The sequence below is a fragment of the Bacillus sp. RO1 genome (assembly GCF_012524115.1).
GTDB lineage: Bacteria > Bacillota > Bacilli > Bacillales > Bacillaceae_I > Sutcliffiella_A.
Map to the genome: position 1 here is coordinate 39,014 of NZ_JAAZWB010000070.1, position 13,790 is coordinate 52,803.

The window sequence follows — 13,790 nt, forward strand, 5'->3', positions numbered from 1 at the left end:
CGAAGCCTAGTGCGTAAATCAACAGCGGTGTTTAACAGAGCTAAAAATTTAAATAAAAAGGAGGGATAAGGCGCATGTTGAACAAAATGAAATCTGATTATCTTAGTTTTATTATCGTAGTGGCTAGCTTCATTTTTCTGTTCGAAATTCTCTTTTTCAATACGGGCCTTATTTTTTCCTTTTTGTTTTCAGGCTTCCTAATGTATATAGGGAAGAAGAAATGGCATTGGTTAATAGGAAAGGCCCTATTTGTCATTGGGGGGTTGTCCTTTACTTTTACCGTATTCAATATGATGACCTTCAACTTTCTAATTTTGGCAACAGTGTTGTATTTCTTGTACAGATTCCTGCAAGCCAAAAAACAGCCTGTAGAAATGCAGCCGTCTATAATGCCTAAACAGGAAGATCATGTTGTTAGAAATGAGCAAAAATGGTTCACTAACAAGCTTTTTGGAAGACAACAGACACCTGAACATTCTTATACATGGGATGATGTAAACATCCAATGTGGAATCAGTGATACTCAGATTGATTTGAGCTATACGGTACTGCCCAAAGGTGAAGCCATCATCTTTATTCGTAATGTAATAGGAAACATCCAGATAATGGTTCCCTATGAATTGGAATTTAGTATCGTTCACTCTGGCATGGTAGGTTCCATTAATATCCTAGAGCAAGAAGAGAAAAGCATCCTTAACCAGACTGTTCATTACCAAACAGCTAATTATAGAGAAGCCACCCATAAAGTGAAAATTGTCACCTCGATCTTCGTCGGCAGCATAGAGGTGAAGAGAGTATGAGTACATTGCAAAGGCAAGTTTTGTGGGCAACTTGTATATCTTTAATAAGCTTCCTAGTTATAGGCACAATAACCTATTTCTTTTTTCCGGTAATCAGTTTGAAAGCTCTTTGGGTGCTAAAGGTAATGGATCTTCCGTTCATCTTGTTTTTATTTATTGTCAGTCTTGGTTTGGGAATCCTCTTCGGATTGTTTTCCGGATTGTATTGGAAGAAGCAAATAAACACTGTTTATGAGGAGTTAAAAGCAGTGGAACAGGGGAGAACCCTGTCGGAAGCACCAGGAAGCAATGTTCAGGAGTTAGCTTTAATGGAAGAAGTCATATGGAAATTGCACAGTCAAATACAGGAACAAGCAAAAATCTCCCAAAAAATAGCCAACGAAAAGGCGGAGGACCTAGAGATTAGGATCCAGGAAATCGTTTCACAAGAACGAAACAGGCTGGCAAGAGAGCTGCATGATTCAGTCAGTCAGCAGCTCTTTGCAGCCTCGATGCTAATGTCTGCATTAACGGAAACGAGGGAAGAATCTGGTACTGATAACAATGAAACAAAGCAACTAAAATTAGTGGAAGAGATGATTCACCAGTCTCAATTGGAGATGCGGGCATTGCTCCTTCATTTGCGCCCTGTGGCATTGAAAGGAAAAACGTTGCAAGAAGGTGCAGAGGAGTTATTAGTAGAGCTTATCCAAAAAGTTCCGATGAGCATTACGTGGAAAATTGAACGTTTTTCTATAGATAAGGGTGTGGAGGATCATCTATTTAGAATCCTCCAAGAGACACTATCCAATACATTACGGCACTCCAAAGCAAATGCGGTGGAGGTATTACTTATTCAAAGAGAGAACTTCATCATACTCCGAGTGGTCGATGACGGGATCGGCTTTGATGTCGAGCAGGCTAGGGCTGGTTCTTATGGCTTGCAAAATATGCATGAACGTGCCGTTGAACTAGGTGGCACTTTAAAAATAGTAAGTGTGGAAAATGAAGGAACAAGACTGGAAGTAAAAGTTCCTAAACTGGACGTAGAGGAGGCTTGACCAATAATGATAAGAGTATTATTTGTTGATGATCACGAAATGGTAAGGATTGGTGTTACGGCATATCTCTCTGCACAACCTGATATAGAAGTTGTTGCAGAAGCAGATGATGGATCTGTTGCAGTAGGACTCGCTATTGAACATAAACCTGATATTATATTAATGGATCTTGTAATGAAAGAAATGGATGGAATAGAAGCTACCAGAAGAATTATTGAACAATGGCCAGAAGCGAAAATTATTATCGTTACAAGCTTTCTGGACGATGAAAAAGTCTATCCAGCCCTCGAAGCGGGAGCTACCAGCTATATGCTAAAAACCTCCAAAGCAAGTGAAATTGCCAATGCAATTCGGTCTACATATAAAGGGCAATCCATCTTGGAGCCGGAAGTGGCCGGGAAAATGATGCAGAAGATGCGTAGAAAGACTGAAATCCTTCCTCATGAGGAATTGACCAATAGAGAAATGGAAATCCTCCTTCTCATGACACAAGGAAAAACAAATCAAGAAATAGCGGATGAGCTGTTTATTGCGCTTAAAACTGTAAAGGTACATGTAAGCAATATCCTCGCAAAACTTCAGGTTCAGGACCGAACACAGGCAGTCATCTATGCATTTAAGCACTCATTAGTAAACTAATGGGTGTTTTTTTAGACAAGAAAGAATAAGATGCAGTTGATTTCCCTTCCGGCGCTTCGCGAGCCTCCTCCGCTTGCCCTGAAGCCACTGAAAATGTCTCTGATTTAAGCGGTTGTTTATACACCGCTGTGGATTTCCACAAATGGCTTCGCTTTCCTAGGGGCGCTGCTGGAGCCTCCTCGGCTACGCCTGCGGGGTCTCCACCTAGCGCTATCTCCCTCAGGAGTCTTCACCTTTTGCTCCAATCCACAGCTAGATATTCACTAGCACATAATATTTCAGCTTTTCAGTGGCTTAGCTTGTGCCTGCGGGGTCGCACCTGGCTGGCGTCTGGGCGCCTTCCACTCCAATCAATAGGTGGCTTTATTTACTTTAAGGTTCTGAGAGATAATCTAACATAATTAACTGTAATAACACTAACAATTCGTTCTCACTATCTCCTAGCTGTGGATTGGAGCAATTGGCGAAGACTCCAGCGGGGGAGTAACGGTTGGATGAGACCCCGCAACGAAGTGAGGAGGCTCAAACACCGTCCCGCGGAAAGCCAAGCCATTAGCGGAAAGGAACAGCGGCTAATTCCTTTAACTATTGTTTAATGCAATAAAAGAACCGGGCGGTTTTTGCCGGGTGTTTTTTATGATACTATTTATAATAGAGACAAAATTCATCTTAGGGGGAACCTTACATGAACAAACAGCTTATCGTCTACTCAGCACCAGGCTGCAGAGATTGTGAATTGGTAAAGGAATTTCTAAAGGAAAATCAAGTATCTTTTGAAGTCAGAGATTTATTGGCAAACAGAGAATACCAACAGGAAGTAGAAAAGTTTGGATTTATGGGAATTCCGGTTACGGCTGTGGGTGACCAGGCGGTAAAAGGATTTAACCCAGGGGAACTAAATAGGCTGATAGATCTTGTAAAGTGAAGGTCGGGGCAAACAGAGGAGTAAAATGATTGGCAGAGCAAAAGAAACCGGCATTTATATATACGTACGCATATAGCAAGGAAGAGCGCTCCCTGTGCCATTTGGAGATGCGTTCTTTTTTTAGCATGGCAACAGACGATAACATTATTAAAAGTACTACAAGGATTAATCCGAGCAGAAGTCCTTTTATCCGCGAAAGAATAGAAGTGATATATGAAGGAGCTTCATTGCAGGAAATCGTTGATCAAGTGAAGGGAATAGCGATGGGCGATCAATCTTTCAAAGTTATTTTCTCCAAAATAAATGATAGGAAAGCTCCACATACGATTGAATATCAAGAACGTCGTGATATCGAACGTGCTATCGGCTGGGTTATAGAAGGAGAAGCTGATGTCCATGAACCTGATCATATCTTCGGTGTGGCCACTGTTGGTGAATGCTGGTATTTTGGTCATTATTTGAAAAGTGAAGCAGTATGGCTTCAGCATACGAAAAAGCCCAGAGAATATTCAACTGCTCTAAGCACTCGTGTGGCTAGGGCTGTTGCCAATATTGCTGTCCCAAATCCTGATGGGTTAAAGTCGATCGATCCTTGCTGTGGGATTGGAACGGTACTTGTTGAGGCGTTATCCATGGGGATAGATATGGATGGAAGAGACATAAACCCGTTAGTGGTAAACGGTTCAAGGGAAAATATTGAACATTTCGGTCTCTCAGGAAATGTTACGCTAGGACCTATATCGGATGTAACGGATAACTATGATGTGGCGGTTATTGATATGCCTTATAACCTTTATACTCATGCTACACCGGAAGATCAATTATCCATCTTGATGCATGCACGACGTTTCGCAAAGAAAGTCGTCGTCATTACCATCGAGACGATGGATGACATGGTGGAGGAAGCTGGGTTTAGCATTGTCGATCGTTGTGAGACCCAAAAGGGCTATTTTACAAGAGAAATTTTAGTATGTGAATGAAAGCGGAAAAGAGACCATTAGGCTGGTCTCTTTTTTCGTGCATTTAAAAACCTATTCTGGACCAATCAAACAATTCACCTGGGTCGCTTTTCCGCACAGGAGCGTATTCGTGATGGCCAATGATATGTTCCCGGTCGTTCTGAATTAATGGATTGCGCTTCAAAATATCTTCTAATAATATCTTCAATGAAGCATACTGAGCATCCGTGTACCCAATATCGGTAGGAGATATGGAATTATAAATATCCTCTGGCATTATCGAAAGCATCTCTTCCTTCGTTCCGATCGCCAGCAATTCTATTCCAATTGAATAGTCATTCAAACCACTTTCATACTCTTGGTAGTTTAATAGATGTCCTTTTCCAGCATGAAAGGCTGCGCGTTCTTCAGGTACCATAAGGTAGATCTCTCCATCCCGGTCTATCATATAATGAGCTGAAACCTCATACTCTTCAAAAAGTGCATAGACTTCTTCCAAATCATAAGGGTCTTCAGGTGAACGAAGAGCGTTATTTGTAAAGTGGAGCATGACGTGTGTGATAGGGGCACCTCTGACTCTTGAATTTTTTTTTGGGAGGAGCCATTCCTCCATCTCCAGGTTTGAGGGTTCTGGAGGCACACCAATTGCTGGTGCTGTAATCGGTGTTATGTTATCCAACTCTTTTTCGGTATGAACAGTCGGCTTGGCGCAACCAATCAATAAGAATATAGTAATAAATAAGTAAGTAGCTTTTAGCATTATTTTTCCTCTTTATATAGACTTCACTTATAATAATTCTTTTTGAAAAGAGGAAATCCTTCTATTAATTTTGGTAACCCATGTCCATTAACAATTATTACTCCAATAATTATGATCAGCCCACCTAAAACACCATGTACAAGAATCTTTTCTTGTAAAATAACAACTGCTGCTATTAAAGTAGAAAGCGGTTCTAAATATAGAAACATAGAAACTCTTGATGCCGCCATTACTTCATGTGCTTTTCCCCAGTACCAATATGCAATACCAGACACAAAAATTCCAAGAAAAACAAGATGGGCCCACTCGTTAAGAGATAATAGCTTTAAAGACTCCCATCCCTTATTTCGCACCAGAAATGGAGTAGTAAGAATGAATCCCACTAAACTCATATAAAAGGTCACAACTAGTGCTGGATATGGAATACGAAGACCTTTCAGTAGAATGGAATAGATAGCCCAATTCAAAGTACTTAAAATCATTAATAGAAAGCCTAAGTTAATAGTTAATGAAAGGGGCTGCCCGTTTCTTGCAGAAGTGATAAGCAATACACCCAATATGGAGAGAATCATCCCTACAGCCTTTGAAAGTGTCATTTTTTCATGCAAAAAAAACATAGACAGGAGTACTGTAAATATTGGCGAGAAGGAAATAAGCCACCCTGCAGAAGAAGCATCTATGGTCAATAGAGCGGTTGCCTGCAATACCTGATGGACAAAAACCCCTAATATACCTAGTACGATTAGATGGGGTATATATTTAATGGAAATATGGAATTTTTCTCGTGTTAAAAGTAATAAAAGGAACAAAAACAAGGCCCCTATGCCAAATCGCATCACCAATAATGTAAAAGGATCGAGCTTATATAGGACAGCTTTAGTGGAAACAAATGAAATACCCCAAAAACTGATGGACATGGTGGCATAAAGGGAGGCAGTAAAGGTTTTTCTAAAGGGAATCATTTATCTATCAACCTTCTTTCAACGGACTATCTCTACCATCGTATGCTTGTCCTGTTGGAAGATATACTTATGTACATCAAGTGGAAAGTCGTAAATTTTTAGTAAATTTAGCATGCATAGATGTTATTTCTAATCAAGTGTAGTATAATCAAATAAATGATTCTTTATAAAGAACAGGAGTGGAAGAAAAAGAGGGGAATTATAAGTGTACTTTAAATAATTTATTTTTTTTAAACATTATGTTCTTTATAACGAATAAAACTTAGTAGTTAGTTATTAAAGGAGGAAACTATGGACGAGAGAATGAATATAAAAAAATTCATCCAAGTTTTAAGACGCAGACTCAAAACCATTTTGATAACGTTCCTTTGCCTTTTTTTACTCACAGCGGTAGCTTCTCTATTCTTAATTAAACCTACCTATGAAGCAACCTCCACCATCCTTGTGGGAAAACTGGAGAGAGAAGGAGGGGCGCAAGGAGAAATTAATATGTTACTGGCATCGACAATGGACCTGTTAAAAAGTCCAATTGTATTAAATGAAGTAAAAAATAATATGAACATCACAACAGACCTTGAAGAAGAGGTTTCTTTACAAAATAACAAAAACTCCCAAATTATCAATGTGGTGGTAAGAGATAACGATCCGGAAATGGCTAAGGAAATTGCGCATAATATCTCCTCAACAGCTGTGACGTTCATGATGGACTCCTTCAATGTAGCAGATATTCAAGTATTGAATGCCACGGATATAGAACCTGAGGAAGTTGGTAGCGTTGCTTTGAACTTTGGAATAGGCATTGTCGTAAGCATCTTTTTCGGAGTCGGAATGGCAATTCTTCGTGAAGACCTTGATGATGCCATCAAAAACTCCAAGGAAGTAGAGGAAATGATTGGCTTACCAGTTCTAGGAACCATCAATTTAAAGCAAAAGAATCGGATACCAATAGTATTGGATGAAAGTGGCCGTACGAAAAAAAACGTGAAATCGAAAAACAGGAGGGAAGTACGTGTTTAGTAATAGATGGGGAAAAAGGCTGTCATTAAAGGAAAACATGATTAGTACCGACCAGATCCGGATCATTCGCACAAATATAGAGGATGAATTGCAGAAGGAAAGTGTCTTTTTGACAATAACGTCTCCCAATTTGGAAGAACAAAAGGCTTTGATATCTGCAAAATTGGCAATCTCTTTTGCCGAACTTGGAAAGAAAGTGCTTTTGGTAGATGCTAACTTAAGGAGGCCTTCCCTTCATAAATATTTCAATATTTACAATTCAAGCGGGTTAGTAGACGTCATCAATGAAAAGGGGAGTATCAACCTATATGCCAAAATCACCTCTACCCCTAATCTGTTTCTTCTTCCTGCAGGTACTTCTATAGATAGTGTTTCTCATACAGGGTTGTTGAATAAAGCGGAAGTACAGATGACGGAATGGAGTCAATTTTTCGATGTCATCCTGTTAGAAACTCCATCTTTCCTTAAGTCGTCCGATGCCCATATTCTATCTAGGAAATGTGACGGAGTTATTCTTGTAATGAAAGAACACAGCACCAAAAAGGATGACGCACTTCAAACAAAGCACTATCTAGAAAGAGCAAACAAAAAAATTGTTGGTGTGATCTATCAAACAGCTTAAATATGGGAAGCTGTGACTATAAGGGGCACATATAAATGAAATCAAGCAAAGGAAACTCCATTTCGACCAATATCTTTCATTTATTCTACAGCACCGCCCTCACCAGTACTCTGAATGCAGGCTCACTTATCTTACTTGCTTATTACCTTCAATCCTATAACTATGGATTATTCAGTGTGGTATTGGCGTTCGCGATGATCATGGCATACTTCACGGATGCGGGATTAAGTGCAATTGTATTAAGGGAAGGGTCTGTTGAGGGGGTGGATGTGACCACTGTCATTTCATCCTATGTGAAAATGCGTGCAAGTTTGTTAATAATCACTTTCATCATTGGTTTCATAATAATTGAGAGTGTGCACTCTAAAAACACTGAATTAATTGTAACAGCTTATTGTCTGGTAATTCCCATGGTAACTGGAGTTGCTATGCAAAGTATTGGTATTACTTTTTTTCAATTAAAGGAGAAAATGCAGTACTGTGGAATAATCCGGATAACTTCAGCTGTTTGTCTCTTATCCACCATAATAATTGGGATGTTTTTTTCATTAAGTCCTATCACGATCTCTTTTTTGTATGGTTGTTCCTATCTGGCTGCGGGAGTGATAGGAATGTGGTTACTTTGCAAAAATATGAGAATAGTTTGGAAAGGGAAGTTTCATAAGGGACTACTTCATAAACTTGGTTCGTTCACACTTGGAGGTTTATTGTTTGTCCTATTGCCGCATCTAGGTCCACTCGTATTAGAGAGAACGCTTACCCTTCAGGAAGTAGGGCTGTTTGCTGTGGCATATCGCATTCCCCAAGCCTTGCAACAGATTCCCTTTATCGTGGCTGGAGCTTACTATCCAGTATTATTCCGTTATTTTAACCATAAACAACTGAAAGAGCATTTAGCTTTGTTAATAACCCAAACAAAAATTATGGCACTGATTGGAATAACGATGACCATTCCGTTTTATTACCTATCTTCATCCATCATTTCTCTACTGTTTGGAGAGAGTTGGCTAGAAGCAGCCATTCCATTAAAAGTTCTATCCATCTTATTGACGCTACAAGCTATTAATATTTCGTTAGCTGATGGCCTGACTACTAGCTCACGCCAAATATTTCGTACCTCTGTCCAGTTGATTGCATTGATCATCGGTATTTTCCTCTATACATTTAATAGCAATCATTACGGCTTGATTGGAGCAGCAGTGGCGGGTTTAACGATAGAAGTTATCACTCTTATTGGATTCTGGATTTTACTATCTGAAAAATGGTTGGTGGCGAAAAGTGTTCTTGTACCATACCTGACTTTTTTTGTAGCAACTTTCCTTCTGTTGGAATATTTCTTACAACCACATCCAATACTTGCCATGACTATGCATTTAAGCAGTTTACTTTTATTTATCTTATTTGATAGGGAATTGAAGGAGAAGTTTTTATCTCTTGTAAAAAGAGCCATACAGAATAAATTGGTCAATGGAAATGAGAAAGAAAGGGGGATGGGAAATGGATAATGTATTGCAGAAACCGCAGAGGTATCATCTCTCCATATTTTTCATGATATTGCTTGTAACGTTGGCTAATTACGGCATATCATTAGGCTTTTCATTAAAGCCATACATGATCTTTTTGCTTTTATTCATCTTTTTCCATCTGTCCTCCTTTTATTTTCAACGACTGCAATCCTTTGAAGTGGCCATGCTTTTATTTTATCTCACTTATTGTTTTTCTGGGGTATTTGCGCTTCATGCAGATTCAAGTCTGAGAATTTTGCTTGGTACTACTTTATATCTGACGTGTTATTTCATTATGAAATCAATCCTAAGTTATTCCAATATAAATGTGGTGGAAAAAGGAATAGCCAATACAGGGATATTTTTCAATACTGCAAGCCTCATCTTATATGTTTTAGGACTAAGAAGTGCAAATTTTGAATTCGAAGAGGAAAGTGTGACGGTATTAGGTGTCCTGTTTGATAGGAGTTATCCAAGATTGATTGGCTTATTGGAAGATCCTAACTTTTTTGTGTTTTATAACACGATATTCTTTGCCTATTATTTATGTCATCCTAACTCATGGAAAAACAGGGTAGGTCTTTTACTTTGTATCGCAACCAATTTATTAACATTTTCAAGGGGCGGAATAGTTGCATTAGTTATTATGTTTGTCGTTTACCTTGTGTTAAATAAACCTGTAAAACAGATGAAAATAGCTGTCGGTACCATATTATCGTTGAGTTTCTTGGTATATGTTGTAACAGTACAATTGAAGTTCGGTTTGTTAGAAATCGTAAATGCTAGATTTGAAGACTTTTCAAATGATGGTGGAAGCGGCAGGTTTGAATTATGGGAACGCGCCTGGACGTTTTTCGCTGATAATATGATTTTTGGAATCGGGGCATTCAATTTCTCAGAGTATAATTTTTTCTACCATAACGACACACTGACGGTCCATAATACTTTTTTGGATATTCTATCTGAATCCGGTCTTGTCGGTATTACTTTTTTTCTAATATTTATCTATTTGGTGTTTATACAGCTATGGAGGTTCAATGTCCATAGGGTACGACAGTATTTATTCTTAACGTATATTGGTTTTGTGCTGCAGATGATGTTTTTGTCTGTCATTATCAACGATATGTTTTTTATGTATATTGCCATCCTTTCAACTTTCCTTCATTCCATTCAACAACATAAAGAGAAAAGCATTACAAGATTAAGTAATGATCCATATTCAAATATTCATAAACAAATCAGTTAGCTGTTTCCATAAGTTAAGGGAGGTGTGTATGATGAATGTCCTAGTTGTAACAGATAAGCTTGATATGGGAGGTGCAGAGAATTATTTTTGCAAGTTGGAAAATGAACTCTCTCATCCGGAAATTGATTTTTACTACGCTGCGGCAGAGGGTGAACTATGCGTTAACCTTCAAAACAAAAAGAAATTTAGTAATCTTTCTAGAAAAAACCACCTACACAACCTATGGGTATTGAAAAGAATAATAAGGGAGAACAGTATTGGAATCTATCATGCAAATAGTTTAAGGATGGTCTTTTATGGATTGGTACTAAAATGGTTTATGAAAGAAAGGCTCCATATTTTCTACACCAAACACAATGTAACGCAGTTAGAAAAATATCTCCCATTAGTTTTTAGAAAGATATTGAACAGATTCATAAAAAGAATAATTACTGTAAGTGATTTTGAAAAGTTTCAGTTAATTGATTTGGCAATAGATAGCAGAAAAATTAAGACGATTTACAATGGGGTAGATCTTCAACAATTTGCTTTTCAGCGGAAGAAAAATCAAATTCCCAAAAAAGTTGGTATTTTGGCCCGAATCTCGAAGGAAAAAAATCAAGGTTTTTTTCTAGAAGTGGCAGAAGCTTGCCTCCATCACCCTGACCTGATTTTTTACATCGCTGGTGATGGTCCTGACTATCAATCAATACAGCAACAAATAATTAAACTAGGGATAGAGGACAAAGTTCAAATGATAGGTGCCGTTCATACACCTGAAAGATTTCTTAAAGACATGGATGTATTATTAGTCACTTCCCATAGAGAGGTTTTTCCTATGGTGGTACTTGAATCAATGGCAGTTGGCACCCCTATCATTTCTATTAATAGAGGTGGGATAAATGAAGCAATTGAAAATGATAAAAACGGCTACTTACTTCAAGAGCATTCAAAACGAGAATTCAGCTGTAAGATAGAGGAATTACTTTCCAATGATTTAAAAAGACTGCAATTTATTAAAGAGGCGAGAAAAAAAGTGGAAACAGCTTTTTCATTACAGAAAATGATTCAACTTACTTTGAATGAATATTTATTAGTTTTAAATGAGAAGAAAGGAAACACCACCAGTGATAAGAAAATGCATAAACCCTTTTAAAACTAGGAAAGGAGGTGCAGAAAAGTGCATGTTGAAATTCTAGCAGGTAAAGGGAATAGGATAGGGGTTTTCAGACCTCCCTGTTCTTAATTAAGAATGATTTGTATTGATAAGGTGTATGAATATTAACTTTACAGATACTAACGGAAGTAAAGAAAGGAGTTTAGTGAAATGAGTAACCATTTCAGTAAACGATTAGAGAAATCCTTCATGATTGGGATGGATTTATCCTTTATATTAACGGGATATTATCTTACGGCTTGGTTTGTCCCCTACCCAATTGCCCGATTGGAGGCAAACTCAAGTGTTTTTCTAACGCTAACTTTGATAGGCCTTCTCACCTTCTATATGTTTGACCTCTATGGAAGCTGGAAGAGAAAAAGTTCAACTAACTTAGTATGTAGTATTTTTCTCGCATTGGCGTTATTCACAGTAACATCTTTCTTTATTGGTCTTTTACTTTCTTGGACTTCCACCGTCCACCTAGTATTATTCGCTTCTTTTTTTCAGTTTATTTTTATTGTAACAGCAAGATTAGCAATGTGGCATTTAGCAAGATTTAGACATGGTATGAAAAATGTATTAGTAGTTTCAAAGTCCAATATGGATGGTCATACAATAGCAGAAAAATTTCACCACCATCATAAAGGTTGGTTCCAAGTTATGGACATTGTCACGACCCAACATAGGGGCTCTATCAAGAAGTATTTAAAACAAGCGGATGTAGTAATTCTCAGCTCGGAAGTGGAGAGAAGTATGCAATCTAGTGTCACGAACCTGTGTATAAGATACGGAAAAGAAGTGCTGATTGTGCCCCGAATGTTTGATTTTGCATTAAAAGAGGCAGAAATTCAACAGGTAAATGACATGATGGTATTTTCTATTCCTTCTAACAACTTCAACGGAATACATCAAGTAGTGAAACGGACTATGGATATAGTTATTTCCATGGTTTTGCTTATCGTTTTAAGTCCAGTAATGATTGCTCTATATTTTCTCATTCCACTCACTTCAAAAGGACCAGCTTTTTTTAAGCAGGAAAGAGTTGGATTGAATGAGAAGCCATTTCAAATAGTGAAATTTAGAAGCATGGTAGAAGATGCCGAAAAAAATACTGGACCAGTACTGGCATTAGAAAAAGATCCACGTATTACAACAATAGGAAGGGTTTTACGGGCTATCAGGTTTGATGAACTACCTCAATTGTTAAACGTTATAAAAGGTGAAATGAGTCTGATTGGACCGAGACCAGAAAGACCTTTCTTTGTAAAGCAATTTAAAAAGGAAGTTCCTGATTACATGAAACGTTTTGACGTCAAACCTGGAATCACTGGCCTTGCACAGATTTCTGCAAATTACGGTACGTCAGTTGAGGAAAAACTTCGATATGACCTTATGTATGTAAGAAGTTGCTCCTTTACCATTGATATAAGAATATTGATGCAAACCATTCGCGTAGTCTTACAAAGAGATCAAGCAAAGGGTGTAATGAATGCTGAAGTAGAACGTAAAACCAATTACCGTGGTATTACGATTGCCAAGCACAATTGAATTAAATGAGAAAATGCAGCTAATGGAGAGTTCATTGCATTATTAGAAAGTTATGATAAATGGCAAACAAATAACCTTGGTAAACTATTCCGTTCATGCAGTCAAAAAGCATTTCAGAACAATTTAGGTTTCTATAAAAAAATTATGATTGAAAAAAGGAAAATGTGGAAACCCAAAAGTTAAAGGCGCCTTAGAGAGAAGTTGATAGTCCATAAACGGTTTAATGGCAAAGGAAAGAGGCTGGGACAAAACTAAAGAAGCCTAATAAAAGACGAACAATTTAGGTGTCATAGGTATTGGCTCTAAATACCGCTGTTGATCTCCACAAATGGCTTCGCTTTCCTAGGGGCGGTGCTTGAGCCTCCTCGCCCCGCTGCGGGGTCTCAAGCTACCGCTATCTCCCTCAGGAGTATTCGCCTTTTGCTCCAATTAACAGCTGGTGCAACCCAAAAAATAAATGTATCTTTTAAACGAAAAAAGACCCGAACTAATATAAGATTTTAAATTAGTTCGGGTTTTATTTAGACTAAAACACTTTTGTCCCAGCCCTAAGTATGGAGCGGATGGGATTCGAACCCACGACCCCTTCGCTGCCAGTGAATTCTCATTGCTGTCCAAAGAACGGTCAG

General features: G+C 38.2%; 13 protein-coding genes. 11 read left to right on the top strand and 2 right to left on the bottom strand.

Annotated features, from left to right (window positions below):
• Positions 1–74: 74 nt before the first annotated feature.
• The 5 genes from liaF (at position 75) to HC179_RS10165 (ending at position 4,384) form a co-directional block, all read left to right on the top strand.
• The gene (gene liaF, locus HC179_RS10145; RefSeq protein ID WP_168864227.1) at positions 75–800 is read left to right on the top strand and encodes a cell wall-active antibiotics response protein LiaF; all 726 of its coding nucleotides are present in this window, start codon (positions 75–77) and stop codon (positions 798–800) included.
• On the top strand, positions 797–1,840 hold the full coding sequence (locus HC179_RS10150) for a sensor histidine kinase (protein WP_168864228.1): 1,044 nt from the start codon (positions 797–799) through the stop codon (positions 1,838–1,840). The genes liaF and HC179_RS10150 overlap by 4 nt, the downstream gene beginning before the upstream one ends.
• Before the next feature lie 6 nt (positions 1,841–1,846).
• A complete protein-coding gene (locus HC179_RS10155; RefSeq protein WP_168864229.1) occupies positions 1,847–2,479 on the top strand; it encodes a response regulator transcription factor in 633 nt (210 codons plus the stop codon).
• A gap of 685 nt (positions 2,480–3,164) precedes the next feature.
• Positions 3,165–3,404: a glutaredoxin family protein gene (locus tag HC179_RS10160; RefSeq protein ID WP_168864230.1), complete on the top strand. Its 240-nt coding sequence runs from the start codon at positions 3,165–3,167 to the stop codon at positions 3,402–3,404.
• Positions 3,405–3,433: 29 nt separating this feature from the next.
• The gene (locus HC179_RS10165; RefSeq protein WP_168864231.1) at positions 3,434–4,384 is read left to right on the top strand and encodes a TRM11 family SAM-dependent methyltransferase; all 951 of its coding nucleotides are present in this window, start codon (positions 3,434–3,436) and stop codon (positions 4,382–4,384) included.
• 43 nt (positions 4,385–4,427) lie between these two features.
• Here the strand turns inward: HC179_RS10165 and HC179_RS10170 are convergent, their stop codons facing one another.
• Both HC179_RS10170 and HC179_RS10175 read right to left on the bottom strand, forming a co-directional pair.
• The gene (locus tag HC179_RS10170; RefSeq protein ID WP_168864232.1) at positions 4,428–5,123 is read right to left on the bottom strand and encodes an N-acetylmuramoyl-L-alanine amidase; all 696 of its coding nucleotides are present in this window, start codon (positions 5,121–5,123) and stop codon (positions 4,428–4,430) included.
• A 23-nt stretch (positions 5,124–5,146) separates the two neighbouring features.
• A complete protein-coding gene (locus HC179_RS10175) occupies positions 5,147–6,085 on the bottom strand; it encodes a DMT family transporter (protein ID WP_168864233.1) in 939 nt (312 codons plus the stop codon).
• A 291-nt stretch (positions 6,086–6,376) separates the two neighbouring features.
• Here HC179_RS10175 and HC179_RS10180 point away from each other — a divergent pair, with 291 nt between their 5' ends.
• From HC179_RS10180 to HC179_RS10205, 6 genes are all read left to right on the top strand, one after another.
• Entirely contained in the window at positions 6,377–7,102 is a 726-nt protein-coding gene (locus HC179_RS10180; RefSeq protein ID WP_168864234.1) for a YveK family protein, read from the top strand.
• Positions 7,095–7,724 carry a polysaccharide biosynthesis tyrosine autokinase gene (locus tag HC179_RS10185; RefSeq protein ID WP_168864235.1) on the top strand — a complete coding sequence of 210 codons (630 nt, stop codon included), beginning with the start codon at positions 7,095–7,097 and terminating at the stop codon, positions 7,722–7,724. Before HC179_RS10180 ends, HC179_RS10185 begins: the two co-directional genes overlap by 8 nt.
• A 35-nt stretch (positions 7,725–7,759) precedes the next feature.
• Entirely contained in the window at positions 7,760–9,229 is a 1,470-nt protein-coding gene (locus tag HC179_RS10190; protein WP_168864236.1) for an oligosaccharide flippase family protein, read from the top strand.
• A complete protein-coding gene (locus tag HC179_RS10195; RefSeq protein ID WP_168864237.1) occupies positions 9,222–10,475 on the top strand; it encodes an O-antigen ligase family protein in 1,254 nt (417 codons plus the stop codon). Before HC179_RS10190 ends, HC179_RS10195 begins: the two co-directional genes overlap by 8 nt.
• A 28-nt stretch (positions 10,476–10,503) precedes the next feature.
• Positions 10,504–11,610, top strand: coding sequence for a glycosyltransferase family 4 protein (locus HC179_RS10200; protein ID WP_168864238.1), 1,107 nt, complete (start codon positions 10,504–10,506; stop codon positions 11,608–11,610).
• Between the two features lie 171 nt (positions 11,611–11,781).
• Entirely contained in the window at positions 11,782–13,161 is a 1,380-nt protein-coding gene (locus HC179_RS10205) for a sugar transferase (protein WP_168864239.1), read from the top strand.
• Positions 13,162–13,790: the final 629 nt, after the last annotated feature.

Coding starts and splice junctions, on each gene's coding strand:
- HC179_RS10205 (WP_168864239.1), top strand. CDS start 11,782: ATGAGTAACCATTTCAGTAAACGATTAGAGAAATCCTTCATGATTGGG.
- HC179_RS10175 (WP_168864233.1), bottom strand. CDS start 6,085: ATGATTCCCTTTAGAAAAACCTTTACTGCCTCCCTTTATGCCACCATG.
- HC179_RS10170 (WP_168864232.1), bottom strand. CDS start 5,123: ATGCTAAAAGCTACTTACTTATTTATTACTATATTCTTATTGATTGGT.
- liaF (WP_168864227.1), top strand. CDS start 75: ATGTTGAACAAAATGAAATCTGATTATCTTAGTTTTATTATCGTAGTG.
- HC179_RS10155 (WP_168864229.1), top strand. CDS start 1,847: ATGATAAGAGTATTATTTGTTGATGATCACGAAATGGTAAGGATTGGT.
- HC179_RS10180 (WP_168864234.1), top strand. CDS start 6,377: ATGGACGAGAGAATGAATATAAAAAAATTCATCCAAGTTTTAAGACGC.
- HC179_RS10160 (WP_168864230.1), top strand. CDS start 3,165: ATGAACAAACAGCTTATCGTCTACTCAGCACCAGGCTGCAGAGATTGT.
- HC179_RS10200 (WP_168864238.1), top strand. CDS start 10,504: ATGATGAATGTCCTAGTTGTAACAGATAAGCTTGATATGGGAGGTGCA.
- HC179_RS10150 (WP_168864228.1), top strand. CDS start 797: ATGAGTACATTGCAAAGGCAAGTTTTGTGGGCAACTTGTATATCTTTA.
- HC179_RS10195 (WP_168864237.1), top strand. CDS start 9,222: ATGGATAATGTATTGCAGAAACCGCAGAGGTATCATCTCTCCATATTT.
- HC179_RS10190 (WP_168864236.1), top strand. CDS start 7,760: ATGAAATCAAGCAAAGGAAACTCCATTTCGACCAATATCTTTCATTTA.